This is a genomic window from Bacteroides acidifaciens (genome assembly GCF_903181435.1).
In the GTDB taxonomy this organism is placed as follows: domain Bacteria; phylum Bacteroidota; class Bacteroidia; order Bacteroidales; family Bacteroidaceae; genus Bacteroides.
Genome location: NZ_CAEUHO010000004.1, coordinates 913,633 through 933,680, shown reverse-complemented (window position 1 = coordinate 933,680; position 20,048 = coordinate 913,633). Strand labels below are relative to the sequence as shown.

The window sequence follows — 20,048 nt, the reverse complement described above, 5'->3', positions numbered from 1 at the left end:
TTTTTAAAGATGTCACAAATATAATGAATATAGTAATGATTATGAAACAGACGGTCAAAATTATTTTAATTCCTACTTGTATTTTCTCAGAGTCTTTTCACAAGCAATGTATTCATTGTCAATAAAATGAGCATCACAAGTATTTATATTTATATTCTAGTCCCCAAATGCTTTCCCCTATCCCCCTACATTTGCAACATCGGTTCGCCGAGCAAACATTTAAAATCTATGTTACCATGAAAAAGAATTTTCTATTTGTAATCTTACTTGTACTACTATTTGGTTACAGCCCGGTATATGCCGCAACTGTCATAAAAAAAGTAGCCCCTGCTTTTTGGTGGGCAGGCATGAAAAATCCGGAGTTGCAGGTTTTGCTATATGGAGAACATATAGCGTCTGCTGAAGTCAGTATCTCTTCCGAAGACATCACCTTGCAAGAGGTTGTCAAGCAAGAAAATCCAAATTATCTGATTGTCTATCTGAATATCTCGGAAGCAGCCCCGCAGACATTCAACATGATTCTGAAACAAGGTAAAAAACAAACTGTAATTCCTTATGAACTCAAAGAAAGAAAGCCGGGTTCTTCTCAGATAGAAGGGTTCAACTCCAGCGATGTGCTTTATCTCATTATGCCAGATCGTTTTGCTAACGGTGATTCTTCTAATGATATAATTTCCGGAATGTTGGAAGCCAGAGTAGACCGTAACGACTCCTTCGCCCGCCATGGCGGTGATTTCAAAGGGATAGAAAAGCATCTGGATTATATCGCGGACTTAGGTGTGACGAGCATATGGCTGAATCCGATTCAGGAGAATGACATGAAGGAAGGTTCTTACCACGGTTATGCCATCACTGATTATTATCAGGTAGACCGCCGCTTTGGGAATAATGAAGAATTCCGGAACCTTGTAGACCAGGCACATGCCAAAGGGATGAAAGTAGTCATGGATATGATTTTCAACCACTGCGGTAGTGAAAACTATCTATATAAGGATATGCCATCCAAAGACTGGTTCAACTTCAAAGGCAACTATGTGCAGACAAGTTTTAAGACCGCTACCCAACTAGACCCGTATGCTTCCGATTATGAGAAGAAAATAGCAGTTGACGGTTGGTTCAGCCAAGTTATGCCGGATTTCAACCAACGGAATCGCCATGTAGCTACTTATCTGATTCAGAGCAGTATCTGGTGGATAGAGTATGCCGGTATTAACGGAATCCGCCAGGATACGCACCCTTATGCAGACTTTGACATGATGGCTCATTGGTGCAAGGCTGTGAACGAAGAATATCCCAAATTCAATATTGTAGGCGAAACTTGGTTAGGCAGCAATGTACTTATCTCTTATTGGCAGAAAGACAGCAAACTGACCTATCCTAAAAACACCTATCTGCCCACTGTTATGGACTTCCCATTGATGGAACATATGAACAAAGCTTTCGATGAGGAAACAACCGACTGGAACGGCGGACTGTGCCGACTTTACGAATACCTGTCGCAAGATATCGTCTTTGCCGACCCGATGAATCTATTGACTTTCCTGGATAATCACGACACTTCCCGTTTTTATCGTTCGGAAGCGGATACTAAAAACCTGAACCGATACAAACAAGCATTAGTGTTCCTTCTGACAACACGCGGAATTCCACAAATATATTATGGGACAGAAATCCTGATGGCTGCCGATAAAGCCAACGGTGACGGAGCACTTCGCTGTGACTTCCCGGGCGGCTGGCAGAATGATGCTCATAACTACTTCGATGCGGCAAACCGCACTCCGCTACAAAATGAAGCTTTCTCTTATCTGAAGAAACTGCTCCAATGGAGAAAAGGAAACGAAGTCATAGCCAAGGGAAAACTGAAACACTTCGCACCGAATAAAGGTATCTATGCGTATGAAAGAAAACAAGGTGATAAATCGGTCGTTGTTTTCCTGAATGGAACAGACCGGGAACAGACTATCAGCTTGGATACTTACCAGGAAATACTGCCTGATACTTCTGCATACAATGTATTGGAAGATAAAAAAGTAGAATTAGGAAAGGATTTAACACTTCCGAGCCGTGGGATATACCTTTTATCCTTTTAAAGAAGTTCACTACGACTTATATTTATCCGAAGTTCCCAAGCAGTTATTTAGCTATAAATCAAAATAATAAAGTTTATACTAACTTGTATTTTTATTCTAATTGGAAAACTCAGTTCAGACGGTCGCTACATTTGCAATATCCGAAACAAAAGGAATAAAAACATCGGTTAGCTCACAATTTAATACCATAAAAATAAAATGAAAAAGAATCTTTTGCTTATCGCATTTCTCTGTATCTCGTTTATAGCGAATGCACAACAGAAACTGACTTCACCGGATGGAAATCTGGTAATGACCTTCCAGGTTAACAAAGAAGGTGCTCCAACGTACGACTTGATTTATAAAGGCAAAACGGTTATCAAACCAAGTACCCTGGGACTGGAATTAAAGAAAGAAGATAATACCCGCACAGATTTCGACTGGGTAGACCGCCGGGATCTGACAAAACTTGATTCAAAGACTAATCTTTATAACGGATTCGAATTGAAAGACATTAAGATTTCCACATTCGACGAAACTTGGCAACCGGTATGGGGAGAAGAAAAAGAAATCCGCAATCATTATAACGAACTGGCAGCCACGCTGTATCAGTCCATGAACGACCGTTCTATCCTTATCCGTTTCCGGTTGTTCAACGATGGTTTAGGATTCCGCTACGAATTCCCGCAGCAGAAATCTCTGAACTACTTCATCATCAAAGAAGAACATTCCCAGTTTGCAATGGCAGGCGACCACATCGCTTACTGGATACCGGGCGACTATGACACTCAGGAATATGATTATACTATCTCCCGCCTGTCAGAAATCAGAGGTTTGATGAAAGAAGCCATTACTCCGAACTCTTCTCAGACTCCTTTCTCACAGACAGGCGTACAGACTGCACTGATGATGAAAACAGATGACGGTTTATATATCAATCTTCACGAAGCTGCTCTCATCGATTACTCATGTATGCACCTGAATCTGGACGACAAGAATATGATATTCGAATCCTGGCTGACTCCGGATGCTAAAGGAGACAAAGGTTATCTGCAAACTCCCTGTAATACTCCGTGGCGTACCGTTATCGTCAGCGATGATGCCCGCAATATTCTTGCATCCCGCATCACTCTGAACCTGAACGAGCCTTGCAAAATCGCAGATGCCGCTTCATGGGTGAAGCCTGTGAAATATATCGGCGTATGGTGGGATATGATTACCGGAAAAGGTTCATGGGCTTATACCGACGAACTGACCAGCGTAAAACTGGGAGAAACGGATTATCCCCAAACCAAACCGAACGGCAAACATTCTGCCAACACTGCCAACGTGAAACGCTATATTGACTTCGCCGCAGCAAACGGGTTCGACGCTGTATTGGTAGAAGGCTGGAATGAAGGTTGGGAAGACTGGTTCGGCAATAGCAAGGACTATGTATTCGACTTCGTTACTCCGTATCCGGATTTCGATGTAAAAGAAGTACATCGTTACGCAGCAAGCAAAGGTATCAAGATGATGATGCACCACGAAACTTCCGCATCTGTCCGCAACTACGAACGCCATATAGACAAAGCTTACCAGTTTATGGTAGACAACGGTTACAATTCTGTAAAGAGCGGTTATGTAGGCAATATCATTCCGCGCGGCGAACACCACTACGGACAATGGATGAACAATCACTACCTGTATGCAGTGACGAAAGCAGCCGACTACAAAATCATGGTAAATGCTCACGAAGCAACCCGCCCGACAGGTATCTGCCGCACATATCCTAACTTAATCGGCAACGAATCCGCACGCGGAACCGAATACGAGTCATTCGGTGGAAATAAAGTATATCACACGACTATACTTCCTTTCACCCGTTTGGTCGGCGGCCCGATGGATTACACTCCGGGTATCTTCGAAACTCATTGCAACAAGATGAATCCTGCAAACAATTCACAGGTACGTTCTACCATCGCCCGCCAGTTAGCCTTGTACGTGACCATGTACAGCCCGCTGCAAATGGCAGCCGATATTCCTGAAAACTACGAACGTTTCATGGATGCTTTCCAATTTATCAAAGACGTGGCAATCGACTGGGACGAAACAAACTATCTGGAAGCAGAACCAGGAGAATATATCACTATCGCCCGTAAAGCTAAAGGTACGAACGACTGGTATGTAGGCTGCACAGCCGGCGAAAAGGGCCATACCTCCAAACTGACGTTTGACTTCCTCACACCGGGAAAACAATACATTGCCACTGTTTATGCGGATGCTAAAGATGCTGACTGGAAAGAAAACCCACAAGCGTATACCATTACCAAAGGTATCCTGACAAGCAAGAGCAAACTGAACTTGCGCGCTGCCAACGGTGGCGGTTATGCTATCAGCATCAAGGAGGTAAAGGATAAAGCGGAAGTAAAAGGACTAAAGAAATTTTAGGGAATAAGATTGGGAGAATATAGTTTTCAGTAGGTATTTTTTAGAGAGATATATTTGATTTTGATAAAATAACTTTAAATTAGGGACATGAAAAAGAACTTAAGACTAAAAGCCCTGCTCGTATTATTGATAGGACTCTTCCTTTCCATTGGAGCGTTTGCACAGCAGATAGCTGTCAAAGGGCACGTGAAAGACACAACGGGCGAACCTGTCATTGGTGCCAATGTATTGGTGAAAGGTACAACCAACGGAACAATAACCGATTTCGACGGTAACTTTATACTGAATGCGCCGAAAGACGCCATTCTTTCCGTCTCATTCGTCGGTTACCAAACTGCGGAGGTGAAAGCAGCTGCCTCCGTCATTGTGACATTGCAAGATGACAGCCAATTGCTGAACGATGTGGTTGTCATCGGCTACGGTCAAGTGAAAAAAAACGATATGACCGGCTCGGTTATGGCTATCAAGCCCGATGAACTAAGTAAAGGTATCACCACCAATGCCCAGGACATGTTATCGGGTAAAATTGCCGGTGTCAGCGTAATCTCTAACGACGGTACGCCGGGCGGCGGCGCGCAAATACGCATCCGCGGCGGTTCTTCATTGAATGCGAGCAACGATCCGTTGATTGTTATTGACGGTTTGGCTATCGACAATGAAGGTATCAAGGGAATGGCAAACGGTTTGTCAATGGTCAATCCGGCAGATATCGAAACACTTACCGTATTGAAAGATGCCTCTGCAACTGCCATCTACGGTTCGCGTGCTTCCAACGGTGTTATCATCATCACCACCAAGAAAGGAAAGAACGGACAGGCACCCAGCGTAAACTATAACGGTTCCGTATCTTTCTCCAAGACTCAAAAGCGATATGATGTACTGAGCGGTGACGAGTACCGTGCTTATGCTACTCAATTATGGGGCGAGAAACTGCCGGCAGCTTTAGGAACCGACAGCACAGACTGGCAGGATGAAATATTCCGCACAGCAGTCAGCACCGACCATCATGTCTCTATCAACGGAGGATTCAAGAACCTGCCTTACCGCGTGTCCTTAGGTTACACCAACGACAACGGTATCGTGAAAACGTCCAACTTCCAACGCTTTACGGCTTCCGTAAACTTGGCACCTTCTTTCTTCAACGATCATCTGAAGTTCAATATCAACGCCAAATACATGAACGGAAAGAACCGCTATGCCGACACCGGTGCTGCCATCGGAGGAGCATTGGCCATCGACCCTACCCGCCCGGTTTACTCTACCGACGAGCCTTATCGGTTTACAGACGGCTATTGGCAAAACACCAATTCGGCAAGCAACTTTAGCGACCCGGACTGGAAATATACAGTAAACCCGAACTCTCCTCAGAATCCACTGGCTGCTCTGAACCTTAAGAACGACAAGAGCAACAGCAACGATTTCGTAGGAAACGTGGATGTAGACTACAAATTCCATTTCCTGCCCGACCTTCATATTCATGCAAGCATAGGTGGTGAATATGCAGAAGGTACTCAAGCCACCAATGTATCTCCCTACTCGTATTCCAACAATTATTATGGATGGAACGGGGCTGCCACTCAATATAAATACAACCTCTCTTACAACATATACGCACAATATTTCAAATCAGTGGGTGCAAACGATTTCGACCTGATGGTCGGTGGCGAAGAACAGCATTTCCACCGCAACGGATTTGATGAAGGACAAGGTTGGGACCCATATACTCAGGAAGCACATGATGCAAGCCTGCGCAGCCAAACCGCTTACGCCACCAGAAACACATTGGTTTCTTACTTCGGACGTCTGAACTACTCACTGTTGAACCGTTATTTATTCACATTCACCATGCGCTGGGATGGTTCGTCACGTTTTTCAGAAAACAACCGCTGGGGAACATTCCCGTCATTGGCATTGGGATGGAAAATAAAGGAAGAGAAATTTTTGAGAGACGTAAATGTCCTTTCCGATTTGAAGCTGCGTTTAGGATGGGGTATCACCGGACAGCAGAATATCGGCGAAGACTTTGCCTACCTGCCCTTGTATATCACCAATAACGAATATGCCCAATATCCGTTTGGCGACATCTACCATTCCACTTCACGCCCGAAGGCCTTCAACAAAGATTTGAAATGGGAAAAGACCACGACATGGAACGCCGGCTTGGATGTAGGATTCCTGAATGGAAGAATTACTGGTGCCATCGACGGTTACTTCCGCCAAACAAACGATTTGCTGAATAGCGTAAAGATTCCTGTAGGCACCAACTTCAACGCCCAAATGACACAGAACATCGGTTCTTTGGAAAACTACGGTATGGAATTCTCGGTCAACGCCAAACCCATCGTAACCAAAGACTTTACCTGGGATTTGAGTTATAACGTGACATGGAACCACAATGAAATCACCAAACTGACAGGAGGCGACGACAGCGACTATTACGTAGAAACAGGAGACAAGATTTCCAAAGGAAACAATAACAAAGTGCAAGTGCATAAAGTAGGATATGCTGCCAGCTCTTTCTATGTCTACCAACAGGTATACGACGAAAACGGCAAACCTATTGAGAATATGTTTGTAGACCGCAACGGAGACGGCATCATAAACAGCTCGGATAAGTATATCTACAAGAAACCGGCCGCCGACGTACTGATGGGACTGACCTCTAAAATGTTGTACAAAAACTTCGATTTCAGTTTCTCCTTGCGCGCCAGCCTCAACAACTATGTATATTATGATTTCCTGAGCAACAAAGCCAACATAAGTACTTCGGGATTGTATCAAAACAATGCTTACAGCAACACTACTGCCGAAGCCATCGCACTGGGTTTCACCGGACAAGGCGAATATTACATGAGCGATTATTTTATACGCAATGCTTCATTTGTCCGTTGTGACAACATCACATTGGGCTATTCTTTCCAAAATCTGTGTAAGAGCCAAGCATATAAAGGAATCAACGGACGTATATACGCTACGGTACAGAATCCGTTCATCATCAGTAAATACAAAGGGCTCGATCCTGAGGTGAAGAGTGGCATCGACGCCAATCCATATCCAAGAGCCATGACTTTCTTATTAGGTTTAAACCTGCAATTCTAAATTACATTCAATCAAATCATCATGAAAACAAAATATATAAAACAACTATTTTCTGCTGCACTGATTGCCACCCTCTCCTTAGGAGCAACGTCATGCATCAACGATTTGGATATCAGCCCTATCGACCCTCAGGCAGATAGTAACTTCGACCAACAAGGAGTATTTGTAAAGGGATATGCCATGCTGGGAGTAACCGGCCAAAAGGGTATTGCCGGCTCTCCCGACCTTGACGGACAGGATGAGGGTGAATCCGGTTTTTACCGTACAACTTTCAACTGCAACGAACTGCCCTCTGACGAATGTCTTTGGGCATGGCAAGACAACCAAGACATTCCACAGTTTACAAACATCAACTGGAACTCTTCCAGCCAACGCACAGAATGGGTATATGTTCGCTTGGGATACAATATCACGCAGTATAACTTCTTCCTGGACCAAACGGAAGGGAAAACAGACGAAGAGACGTTACGCCAACGCGCGGAAATACGTTTTCTGCGTGCCTTGCACTACTGGTACTTTCTCGATTTGTTTGGAAAAGCACCGTTCAAAGAACATTTCGACAACGAGTTGCCTGTCGAAAAGAAAGGTACCGAACTCTATGCCTATATTCAAAACGAGCTGAATGAGATTGAAAACAATATGTACGAACCGCGCCAAGCACCTTTTGGTCGCGCCGACAAAGCAGCCAACTGGCTACTCCGTGCACGACTATACCTGAACGCAGGTGTATATACCGGACAGCCCGATTATGCAAAGGCGGAAGAATATGCCGCCAAAGTAATCGGTTCAGGATATGAATTGTGCGACAACTATGCCGAACTATTCATGGCAGACAATGATGAGAACGCAAATGCCATGAAAGAAATCATCCTGCCCATCCGCCAGGACGGCGTGAAAACACGCAACTACGGAGGCGCTACTTATTTGATTTGCGGTACGCGCATTGCCGGTATGCCCCGCATGGGAACCACCAACGGATGGTCGTGTATCTTTGCCCGTGCAGCAATGGTGCAGAAATTCTTCCCCGATCTGACCAAAGTACCTATGTTGCCCGACGATGTGGAAATTCCGACCACAGGACTGAATACGGACGAACAAATTGACGCCTTCGATGCTCAATACAAACTCAGAACGGCAGACATTATCCAAGCTGCGGGCGACGACCGTGCCATGCTGTATTCAGGCGTGGGAGGCGGCAGACGTACGCTTCAGACAGATGCCATCACAGGATTCACCAACGGATTGTCTATTGTCAAATGGCAGAATTACCGCTCGGACGGCAAACCCGTAAGCCACACCGAATATCCCGACACCGACATCCCGCTGTTCCGCCTGGCAGAAGCCTACCTGACACGTGCCGAAGCTCTCTTCCGCCAAGGCAAAGACGCGAAAAGTGATATTAATGTGCTTCGTTCGCGCGCCAACTGCACAAGAATGGTACAGACTGTGACAGAACAGGAACTTATCGACGAATGGGCACGTGAGTTTTATTTGGAAGGCCGCCGTCGTTCCGACCTCATTCGCTTCGGTATGTTCACAACAAACAAATACGTTTGGGACTGGAAAGGGGGAGCAATAAACGGAACACCTGTTTCTTCGCACTACAACGTGTTCCCGATTCCGGTATCAGACTTGAACAACAACCCGAATATGTCACAAAACCCCAATTATTAACCAGTAGTTCATCAATTATATAAAAGAACACCATTATGAAGAAACCATTCAATATATTACTGGCAACCACGTTTGCATTGCCTTTATTCATGGCGTGCGAAACAGATACTGACAGCAATCCTGTCTTGAACGAACCCGATACATTTACACTCAATACGCCCGCCTATGCGGCCAACAACGTATACGACCTGAAGAATGCCAAAAGCGTGGAGCTAACCTGTTGCCAACCCGACTACGGTTTTCCGGCAGCTACAACCTACAAAGTGCACGCTTCCTTCGACCAAGAATTCACGGAAGCAACAGAGGAGGCTAAAGCCAACTATACGGAACTGGAAACCATCCACTCTACCGCAAGAATGAATGTAAATGCTTCCGAACTCAACAATGCACTTCTCGATTTGTGGACAGCCGTGAACGGAGAGCAGGCCGAACTGCCTGCCCAACCGATAGCCGTATATATACGACTGAAAGCCAACATCAGCGGCAGCAACAAAGGCGAATGCGTATCCAATGTCATCGGATTGCCCAATGTTTTGATTTCCAAAAGCACCGGTTCGTTGGCACCTCCCAAAACCATGTTCATCGTAGGCTCTATGCTGGATGCCGCCTGGAAAGTATGGAAACCGATGGCAGGAGTCTACGGCATGGACGGACAGTTCTACTCAATGATTTATTTCGATGCCAACTCCGAGTTCAAGTTTGGAACAAAGGAAAACGAGTATATCGGTATTAACGACAACCGCGTGACAGTGGCCGACAAAGCCGGAGCGGGAATCAGCGGCAACGACAACTTCGTCGTCGAAAATGCCGGATGGTACCTCTTCTATGTCAAAGCTGTTGCCAAAGGAGATGACTATCAGTTTACCATCACCTTCTATCCGGCTGAAGTATATTTGTTCGGAAGCACAACCGGCGATTCGTGGGCATTCACCGACGAATGGAAGTTTGCGGTTCCCGCTACCAAAGACGGCAACTTCGTATCTCCTGCCATGACTGCAAGCGGAGAAGTACGTATGTGCTTCAAAACCGACCTCGACTGGTGGAGAACCGAATTCACACTCCACGACGGTGAAATCTTCTACCGCGATTTCAACCTCATCAACAGTTGGACAGAGAAGGGAGACGGCTACGCTATACAGGGGGCAGCCGGCGACGTGATAGAACTGAACTTCACAGCAGGTACGGGAGAAAAAAAGTAATGACAACTTTAACAAAAACGATTCATCATGAAAAAACATATAATATACACAGGAATGTTTCTGGCAGCAATCGGATTTTCTGCCTGCAACGAAGATTTCAAGGACTGGGCTGCCCCCCAGTCCAATCCCCAAGAAGAGGCTGCGGAACAGTTGACCGCCACTTTCACAGCAGGCAAGGATGCCCATATCGTTGTGGATGCAGCCACAACCGACTCTGTGGAAATTGCCAGGTTGAATTCGACCACAGCCGAAGAGGGCAGCAAAATCGCTGCCAGTTCCTTAATCATAAACGAAAATCACACACTTCCGTTCTCCATGACAGAAGACCATGTGTTTAAAGTATCCTTGACACAACTGGACAGTGTGACGCAGGAAGCCTACAAAAGCCGTGCAAACGTGGAACGTGAGTTGAGAATCTCTATCAATGCTTCTGCCGTAACTCCTTCCGGCGAAGGTATTCAACTGGTGGGCAATGAAGTAAGCATCACCTTGCAGCCTGCCGCAACTCCTGCCCCCGATCCGGAAGGCTACTACATTGTAGGCGATTTCACAGGCTGGAACGGCACCGATGCCCAACCAATGAAGAAAGACGCCCTCAACGAAAACCTGTACACACTCGAAGCCGAAATAGAAAGCAGTTCCAACTTCAAGATTTTCCCTGCATCGGCCATCGATGGAAACAACATAGACTGGGACAAAGCTTTGGGAAGTCTTACCGACGGTGACACCTCGGGCGATAATTTCGTTACCTGGACCAATGCGGGAGCCATCAACACTGCCATGGAGGGTAAAATCAAAATTTCGTTCGATGCCTTCAACTACCGCTTTACGGTGAAAGACAACAGCGCCCCTACCGAACTTTACATGACCGGCAGTGCATACGGATGGGGATCGCCAGCAGGCGACCCGGATGCATGGAAAGCACTTGTTCCGGTCAACGGAGCAAAAGGAACTTTCTGGGGAATCTTCTACTTCGCAGCCAACGACCAAGTGAAATTCGCACCGCAAGCCAACTGGGGCAATGACTTCGGTTTTGTAGATGCTATCTCACAGGAATCCAAAGACCTTGCCGGATTGTCGGACGAGGGCGGCAACATAAAAGTCGGTATAGCCGGCTGGTACTTAGTATACGTCTCCGTTATCGGCGATGACAAAGCGATAGAATTTGAAAAGCCGAATGTGTATCTGATGGGCGAAACCTCATACAACGGTTGGGACGCACAACTGGTAGAACAGGATTTATTTACCACGCCCGAAACGGCCGACGGCGAATTCGTTTCTCCGGCATTGCTGAAAGACGGAGCAGTACGAATCTGCGTAAATCCGAAAGCCGTCTCTGCCGGCGAATGGTGGAAAACTGAGTTTATCATCTTCGACGGAGAAATAGCTTACCGGGGCAACGGCGGCGACCAAGCTACCGTACAAGGCAAGACCGGACAAAGGGTTTATCTGAACTTCGGCAACGGAACAGGACGCATCGAATAATACTACAAGAAATCAGAGAAACAGGGAATGGTCGTCGCGAATACAATGAAATCGGGGCGGCCACTGTTTTTTAAGAAACTACACTTATTGTCTTTAATACATCATCATTATGAATAAACATCTCCACTTTTTATCTCTTTTGTGGTTATCAATGCTCATGGCATTCATGACCGCTTGCAGCGATGACAAAAATATCACCGACCCTGCTCCGGAACCCGAACCGCCCGTCGAAGGACAATGGACCGCACTTACCGCCTCTCCCGACACATGGGACGAGACCAAACGGGCAGACATCTCCTACCAGTTACTGGTCTATTCCTTCGCCGACAGCAACGGAGACGGATATGGAGACCTGAATGGCATCACCCAAAAGCTGGACTATCTCAACCAGCTGGGCGTGAAAGCCCTCTGGCTCTCTCCCATCCACCCCTGTATGTCTTATCACGGATATGACGTCACAGACTACACCAAAGTCAATCCGCTACTCGGCACAGAAAGCGACTTCGACCGCCTGGTTACGGAAGCCCACAACCGGGGCATCAAGATTTATCTGGACTACGTAATGAACCACACCGGCATAGACCACCCGTGGTTTACCCAAGCCTGTTCATCATCCGAAAGTCCGTATCGCAATTATTATTCATTCTCCGAAGCCCCCAAAACAGATATCGCAGCAGGCAAAATCGCCATGATCACCCAAGAAGGGGCAGCCGGATACAATGCCGCAGAATGGTTTCAGGTTTCTGACGAGGCCGCTGCCGTGAAAGGACTGCTGAAATTTACACTGGACTGGAGCAACGCATCTTCTCCCATCCTTGTCGTTTCTACAGGAACCGAAGCAGACGAGGATAATCCGGACACAGGCATCGACAACGCCAAATACTTATACTACGGAGACGGCATCTGCAAAAAGTTTTATGACAAAGGAAACAACATCTATGAACTCACCGTCGACTTTGAGTCCACTTGGGGGCTTCTAATCCGTACCAGCAATGCTTCTTCCTGGCCATCCGGAACAAAATACGGCGCCTCTTCCTCGTCCGAGAAACTCGCACTGAACAAGGATTTCAAACTGACCAACGCCGGCAACCCTGCCAACATCCTGTTCGACAGCCAGCAGCTCACCTATTTCCATTCTCATTTCCGCACCGACTGGTTTGCCGACCTTAACTATGGTCCTGTAGACCAGGCAGGAAAATCACCGACATATCAGGCAATAGCTGATGCTGCCAAAGGATGGATTGCCCGTGGTGTAGACGGTCTCCGCCTCGATGCCGTGAAGCACATCTACCACAGTGAGACCAGCGAAGAGAATCCTCGCTTCCTGAAAATGTTTTATGAGGACATGAACGCCTATTACAAACAAAAAGGACATACGGACGACTTCTATATGGTAGGCGAAGTGTTGTCGGAATACGATAAAGTAGCTCCTTATTATAAAGGTCTGCCCGCCCTTTTTGAATTTTCTTTCTGGTATCGTCTGGAATGGGGAATCAATAATAGTACCGGATGTTATTTTGCCAAAGATATCCTTTCTTACCAACAGAAATACGCCAACTATCGAAACGACTACATCGAAGCCACGAAACTGAGCAACCACGATGAAGACCGTACATCATCCAAGTTGGGCAAATCCGCTGACAAATGCAAACTGGCAGCCGCCGTTTTGCTCACCTCTGCCGGACATCCCTACATCTATTACGGTGAAGAACTAGGACTTTACGGAACAAAGGATAACGGAGACGAATACGTACGCAGCCCGATGCTATGGGGAGATAGCTACACTACCAACTACACAGACAAGACGGATGCCACCGTTTCGAAAAACGTGAAAACGGTAGCGGAGCAACAAGCTGACACTCATTCACTTCTGAACATATACCTCTCCCTCACCCGATTGCGCAACACCTATCCGGCACTGGCAGAAGGAAGTATGACCAAACATTCCGTCTACAACGAATCGCAAGAGAAAAACTATAAGCCGATTGCCGCCTGGTATATGACCAAGGACAACGAGAAACTGCTTGTCATCCATAATTTCGGCGGAACGGCCATGCAACTTCCACTGACAGACAAGATTGAGAAAGTATTGTTTGTGAATGGCGAGGCGCAACAAAATACAGACAGCGACAGTTACACCCTGAGACTGGGAGGATATGCCTCTGTAGTATTCAAACTGATCAACTAAATACATCAAGACCACGTCTTCATACATCCGTCATCTAAAAAATAGCATGAATCTGAAGACGTGGTCTTGACTTTCTACGGTTTCTATCCGTCTTGAAGCAACCTTATATCAAGCGGAATTTCCGCCTTTTAATGGATAAGAATCAAACTTGCGTTTCTCCTTCTATATACTCTTCCAGAAATAGATTCTCCCCATCGAATACCGCATAGGAGAAATAGTTAATCCAGTCTCCAAGAATCAGCACGCGGGAAGTAACGCTCAACATTAAATCCAGTTCAATGTGACGATGTCCATAGATGAAGAAATTGATATTAGGATGACTCTTCAGATATTCTTTTGTATAAAGCACCAAGTGTTCATTATTCTCCCCCATGTAATCCGGTTCTTTGCCGTCCACCCGCTTTTCGCGACTATGTTTTGCCCACGTCAAGCCTAGCTCCACACTCCAACGGGGATGGATGGCGGAAAACAGTGTCTGAAGTGTTGTACTATGAAACATCCAGCGCAGCAATTTAAACTTCTTGTCCGGGTCACCCAGTCCGTCACCATGAGCCAAATAAAACTCTTTTCCGTATATTTCGGTAGTCAACGGCTCACGATGGATAATCACTCCGCATTCTTTAGAAAGATAATCCCCACACCAGATATCATGGTTGCCAGTAAAGAAATGTACCTCCACTCCCATATCCGTCAGTTCGGAGAGCTTTCCTAAAAAGCGGGTGTATCCTTTGGGAACTACTAACCGAAATTCATACCAGAAATCGAACATATCTCCCAACAGGTAAACGGCAGAAGCTTTATGCTTGATACTATCGAGGAAGTTCACCAAGCGCCGTTCCTGCGTACGTCCATGTTCTATGGCACGTGAACCAAGATGCGCATCGGAAAGGAAATAAACGTTCTTCATGAGTTTTGAGTTTAGAATTATCTGTTTTATATTTTGGCTATGAATTTACAGGAATCCGAGTTCAAGTTTCGCTTCTTCACTCATCATATCCTTATCCCATTCCGGTTCAAACACCAGGTTAATGGTAGCCGAGTTCACTCCTTCCACTGATTCCACTTTCTGACGAATATCTTCCATGATAAAATCAGCAGCCGGACAATTCGGTGCTGTCAGAGTCATGTCAAGCACCACTTCCCCATTATCGGAGACATCAATCTTATAAATCAGTCCGAGGTCATATACGTTTACCGGAATCTCCGGGTCGTACACCGTCTTTAGCATAGCTACAATCTTCTCTTCTATTTCAAACTTTTCCATACGTTCTTATTTGTTATGTATCGCAAAGATAGAGATAAAATACGAAAGACAAAAAAATAGGCACAGAATGCGTATCCCGATCAATTCCTCTTTTCACATTCACTGAAGATCACAGTAACCCCTCGTCCGCAAAACTGAAGAATCCGTCTTCACAAACAATGACATGGTCTATCAGATGAATATTCATCGTATCGGCAGCCTTGCGGATATGTTCCGTCAATGTTTTATCCGGTTGACTGGGACGAATATTCCCCGAGGGATGATTGTGAACTACAGCTATCTGTGTAGCCCGCTGCAAAAGTGCTTCCCGAAGAATTGTACGTACATCTGCATATGTCCCATCTATTCCGCCGGTACTTATACGGACTTTGTCTATCAGTTTCGTAGCCTGATTAAGCAATAAAACCCAGAATTCCTCCTGCTCAAGGTCGCACATAAGAGGTTGGAAAATGTCGTAGATATCTTTTGAGCAAGTAATCCGGAGCCTTTCTTTAGTATTTTGCAACTTTCTCCGCTTTCCCAGTTCCAAAGCGGCCATCACCGTAATGCTCTTCGCAGGTCCCATTCCTTTAAAACGGGAATAGTCGCAGACTGCCCATTTCGCCAAAGAATTGAGATTGTTATCACAAGACAGAAGTAAGCGCCGCATCAGTTCAACAGCACTTTCTTCCGTATTTCCGGAGCCTATTAATATAGCGAGTAGTTCGGCATCGCTTAATGCTGCTGCTCCCTTCTCCATCATTTTCTCCCGTGGACGGTCTTCCAGTGCCCATTGGTTGATGGATAACTTGTGTTTATTTTCCATTTTCTATGTTTTGAAAGTGTAAAGGTAGGATTATTTTATTTAATGATAGAAGGTATGGAAAAGAAAATGAAATGGCAGGTTCGTTTCCCTATAAGGAAACGACAGTGTCCTCGTAGAGAAACGCCCGTATCCCTGTAGGGAAACGGTTGTTCCCTCGTAGAGATACGGAAGTTTCCATATAATGGCACAACAGGAAACTCTAAATATTTAATTTATAACTATATAGTTATTTTAGTTTATAACAGTAAAGCCACAATTCATAAGCATATGAGTTTACTTATAGAAATTCTTTCGAAATGCTTCAAACTCATCCTTTCCTCTGACGCAACGTTGCCACCATGCACGCCAAAAACCTGTACCGTAGCCGATAAGCTGAATAAATGCGGCAGCAATGGAATAGATGCCAATACTCAAACTCTTATTTTGAATCGTCGAGTCTATACAGACCAGTAATGCATAAAGAAAAACGGGGGTGAAACTAAACATGCAAAACGGTGTTCCCAATAACAAAACAGCTACTCCTAACGTAAAGACTGCCGGAAGCAGATGTACCAGTTTCAGCGAATCTGGGTATTTCTTGTAGAGATTGATACGGGCAATGCCGGAGTTGTGCACCTGTTTGAAGAATTTCTTCAAATCAGTCCGCCGTTTGTGATATACCCATGCGTCAGGGAAAAGACGACAGGTATACCCGCCTTTGAAAATACGGATACTGAAATCAATGTCTTCGCCAAAACGCATCTTGGAAAATCCTCCCAAAGCTTCGTACACTTTGCGACGCACTCCCATATTAAAGCTACGGGGATAGAATTTATCCATTTTCTTTTTCCCGCCACGGATACCGCCCGTCGTGAAGAAAGAGGTCATGGAATAGTTAATCGCTTTCTGAATATCCGTAAAAGAATCGTGCGCGCGGTCGGGACCACCGAAAGCATCGGCAGGAGATGAGAGTAGTTCTTTCTCTACCGCATCGAAATATCCTTCGGGCAGAATCACATCAGAATCGAGTATAATAAGATATTCCCCTTCACTGCGTTCGGCTCCATAATTACGGGTCTGTCCCGGTCCTGAATTGGGTTTAGCAAAGTACTTGATATCCAGCCGGTCTGTATATCGGTCTGTTACTTCTTTACAGGGAATGGAAGAACCATCTTCCACTACAACGACTTCAAAATCTTTAAAGTGCTGCACAGTGAGACTTTGCAATAACTCGTCCACTTCGTCGGGACGATTGTAAACGGGGATTATGACGGAGTAACGCATATCAAAAATGGAATGTAACTGTTAGATATGCAAAGTAAGGGAAAAAAAATGATACTTATAAAAGAATGATGAATTTCTATACATCAAAAAAGGCGACACCGTTAAAGAGCCGCCTTTTCATATATAAAATCCTATTTATTACTTGTTCAAAATGTCCATCGTATCCGAAGCAATCAACAACTCTTCGTCTGTCGGAATCACTACTACTTTCACTTTAGAAGCAGGAGTAGAAATGATAGCTTCTTCACCACGAACCTTAGCATTTATGTCGTTATCAAGTTCGATGCCCATGTATTCCATATCCTTACAAACTTCACGACGACATTCCATTTGGTTCTCACCAACACCACCTGTAAACAAGATGATATCCACACCACCTAATGCGGCAGCATAAGCACCGATATATTTCTTGATACGATAGTAGTACATCTTCTCAGCCAAGATAGCTTTCTCATTGCCGGCAGCACAAGCAGCCAACAATTCGCGCATGTCGCTTGAAACACCGGAAATACCCAGTACACCGCTCTTCTTATTCAGCAAGTTGGAAACACCAGTCGTATTCAAACCTTCTTTCTCCATGATGAATGTTACTGCACCGGCATCAATGTCACCGCTACGAGTACCCATCATCAAACCTTCCAACGGAGTCAATCCCATAGTAGTGTCCATACACTTGCCGTCTTTGATAGCAGCGATAGAGCCACCATTACCGATGTGGCAAGTGATGATTTTCTTTCCTTCAGGATTTACACCCAAAAATTCGCATACACGTTTCGAAACATAACGATGAGAAGTTCCGTGGAAACCGTAACGGCGTACACCATATTTCTCGTACAATTCGTAAGGAATAGCGTACATATAGGCGTAATCCGGCATTGTCTGATGGAAAGCCGTATCAAATACACCTACCTGCGGAATGTTAGGAAGAATAGCAGAAACAGCATTCACACCTTTCAGATTGGCAGGGTTGTGAAGCGGAGCCAGGTCATTACAAGCAGCAAAAGCTTCCAATACTTCCTTGCTCAACAATACAGACTCGCTGAAACGTTCACCGCCATGTACCATACGATGACCTACCGCATTGATTTCGTCCAAAGACTTGATAGCGCCATATTCAGGGCTAATCAATGTATTCAGGATAAATTCCACACCTACCGTATGTTCAGGAATGTCTTTTTCCAGAATTTTCTTCTCGCCATTCGGCAAAGTCAGTTTCAGGAATGAACCCTTCAGACCGATTTTTTCGATACCACCTTGAGCAATAACCTCTTTAGTGGTCATATCGAACAATTTATATTTAATAGATGAACTTCCGCAGTTCAATACAAGAATTTTCATATCGTTTTCGATTTAATACTTGAAACTTTTATAGCTGATACTTATTTGTTTGCTTTTGCAGCAATAGCCTGATTGGCTGTGATAGCAATCATGCGATATACATCTTCGATAGAGCAACCGCGAGACAAGTCATTTACCGGACAAGCGATACCTTGAAGAATCGGACCGATAGCGTCAGCGTGTCCCAAGCGTTGAACTAATTTATAAGAGATGTTACCAACCTCCAGACTCGGAACAATCAGTACGTTTGCCTGTCCGGCTACAGGAGAATTCGGAGCTTTACTTGCACCCACTTCAGGAACAAGGGCGGCATCTGCCTGCATTTCACCGTCCAAATCAAGAGTCGGAGCCATTTCCTTGGCAATCTTAGTTGCTTCTACCACTTTGTCTACTACTTCGTGCTTGGCAGAACCTTTCGTTGAGAAACTCAACATAGCTACTTTCGGATTCTCGATTCCGGCCACAGCCTTTGCAGTCTGAGCCGTACAAACAGCAATCTGAGCCAATTGGTTAGCATCAGGAACTGGTGTTACTGCTACGTCTCCCATTACCAAAATTCCATTCTTTCCGTATTCGGGAGCATGGGTCAGCAACAACATAGCACCCGAAACACAAGTGATGCCCGGAGCCGTCTTGATAATCTGCAAAGCAGGACGCAATACATTGCCGGTAGTGTTACGGGCACCCGCCAACTGACCGTCTGCGTCACCACTCTTCATCATTAAACAACCAAAGAATAAAGGATCATTAGTAAGTTTGCGGGCTTCTTCGATAGTCATTCCTTTCTTCTTGCGAAGTTCACATAGCAACTGTGCATACTCTTCGTGCTTCGGAGAAGTTTCAGGGTCAATGATAGTAGCTTTACCGATGTTTCCCAATCCCCATTTTGTAGCAAGTTCATTAATTTCGGCCGGATTTCCTAACAAAATAAGGTCGGCAACTTCGTCTGTCAAAATCTGATTGGCAGCTTTTAATGTGCGTTCTTCAGTTCCTTCGGGAAGAACAATACGTTGGCGGTTTGCTTTCGCGCGTTCAACGATTTGGTTGATTAAATTGAGCATAAGATATATTGAATAATATTATAAAACCTACTTACGATTTGTTAATTGCGGTGCAAAAGTACTCAATTTTGCAATATCCACATTACAATTTCGTCCGTTTTTTACTCCCAAGTCTAAAATATTATAATATTTAACACTGTACTCCTATTTTTCATACCTTTGCAGCGTTTTCA

Annotated in this window: 13 protein-coding genes; 7 read left to right on the top strand and 6 right to left on the bottom strand. The window is 45.2% G+C overall.

Annotated elements, in window-relative coordinates; all coding sequences use genetic code 11:
* Positions 1–236: 236 nt before the first annotated feature.
* The 7 genes from CLIN57ABFB40_RS15585 to susG all read left to right on the top strand — a co-directional run bounded on the left by CLIN57ABFB40_RS15585 (position 237) and on the right by susG (position 14,144).
* Entirely contained in the window at positions 237–2,090 is a 1,854-nt protein-coding gene (locus CLIN57ABFB40_RS15585; protein ID WP_175630931.1) for a glycoside hydrolase family 13 protein, read from the top strand.
* Positions 2,091–2,288: 198 nt separating this feature from the next.
* Positions 2,289–4,499 (top strand): glycoside hydrolase family 97 protein, encoded by a 2,211-nt coding sequence (locus CLIN57ABFB40_RS15580; RefSeq protein WP_175630930.1) that lies wholly within the window; start codon positions 2,289–2,291, stop codon positions 4,497–4,499.
* 87 nt (positions 4,500–4,586) lie between these two features.
* Positions 4,587–7,598: a SusC/RagA family TonB-linked outer membrane protein gene (locus tag CLIN57ABFB40_RS15575; RefSeq protein ID WP_175630929.1), complete on the top strand. Its 3,012-nt coding sequence runs from the start codon at positions 4,587–4,589 to the stop codon at positions 7,596–7,598.
* 21 nt (positions 7,599–7,619) lie between these two features.
* On the top strand, positions 7,620–9,272 hold the full coding sequence (gene susD, locus CLIN57ABFB40_RS15570; RefSeq protein WP_175630928.1) for a starch-binding outer membrane lipoprotein SusD: 1,653 nt from the start codon (positions 7,620–7,622) through the stop codon (positions 9,270–9,272).
* A gap of 35 nt (positions 9,273–9,307) precedes the next feature.
* Positions 9,308–10,471 carry a SusF/SusE family outer membrane protein gene (locus tag CLIN57ABFB40_RS15565; protein ID WP_175630927.1) on the top strand — a complete coding sequence of 388 codons (1,164 nt, stop codon included), beginning with the start codon at positions 9,308–9,310 and terminating at the stop codon, positions 10,469–10,471.
* Between the two features lie 27 nt (positions 10,472–10,498).
* Complete coding sequence (locus CLIN57ABFB40_RS15560; RefSeq protein WP_175630926.1) at positions 10,499–11,956, top strand: DUF5115 domain-containing protein; 1,458 nt, start codon at positions 10,499–10,501, stop codon at positions 11,954–11,956.
* Positions 11,957–12,065: 109 nt separating this feature from the next.
* Positions 12,066–14,144: an alpha-amylase SusG gene (gene susG, locus CLIN57ABFB40_RS15555; protein ID WP_175630925.1), complete on the top strand. Its 2,079-nt coding sequence runs from the start codon at positions 12,066–12,068 to the stop codon at positions 14,142–14,144.
* Positions 14,145–14,286: 142 nt separating this feature from the next.
* On the opposite strand, the gene CLIN57ABFB40_RS15550 is transcribed toward susG, so the two are convergent.
* The 6 genes from CLIN57ABFB40_RS15550 to pta form a co-directional block, all read right to left on the bottom strand.
* The gene (locus CLIN57ABFB40_RS15550) at positions 14,287–15,051 is read right to left on the bottom strand and encodes a UDP-2,3-diacylglucosamine diphosphatase (RefSeq protein ID WP_148332246.1); all 765 of its coding nucleotides are present in this window, start codon (positions 15,049–15,051) and stop codon (positions 14,287–14,289) included.
* 45 nt (positions 15,052–15,096) lie between these two features.
* Complete coding sequence (locus CLIN57ABFB40_RS15545) at positions 15,097–15,408, bottom strand: metal-sulfur cluster assembly factor (RefSeq protein ID WP_022139307.1); 312 nt, start codon at positions 15,406–15,408, stop codon at positions 15,097–15,099.
* A 109-nt stretch (positions 15,409–15,517) separates the two neighbouring features.
* The gene (radC, locus tag CLIN57ABFB40_RS15540) at positions 15,518–16,213 is read right to left on the bottom strand and encodes a RadC family protein (RefSeq protein ID WP_175630924.1); all 696 of its coding nucleotides are present in this window, start codon (positions 16,211–16,213) and stop codon (positions 15,518–15,520) included.
* 273 nt (positions 16,214–16,486) lie between these two features.
* On the bottom strand, positions 16,487–17,476 hold the full coding sequence (locus tag CLIN57ABFB40_RS15535) for a glycosyltransferase (protein WP_175630923.1): 990 nt from the start codon (positions 17,474–17,476) through the stop codon (positions 16,487–16,489).
* A gap of 138 nt (positions 17,477–17,614) precedes the next feature.
* Positions 17,615–18,814 (bottom strand): acetate kinase, encoded by a 1,200-nt coding sequence (locus CLIN57ABFB40_RS15530; RefSeq protein WP_175630922.1) that lies wholly within the window; start codon positions 18,812–18,814, stop codon positions 17,615–17,617.
* A gap of 41 nt (positions 18,815–18,855) precedes the next feature.
* A complete protein-coding gene (gene pta / locus CLIN57ABFB40_RS15525) occupies positions 18,856–19,875 on the bottom strand; it encodes a phosphate acetyltransferase (RefSeq protein WP_175630921.1) in 1,020 nt (339 codons plus the stop codon).
* Positions 19,876–20,048: the final 173 nt, after the last annotated feature.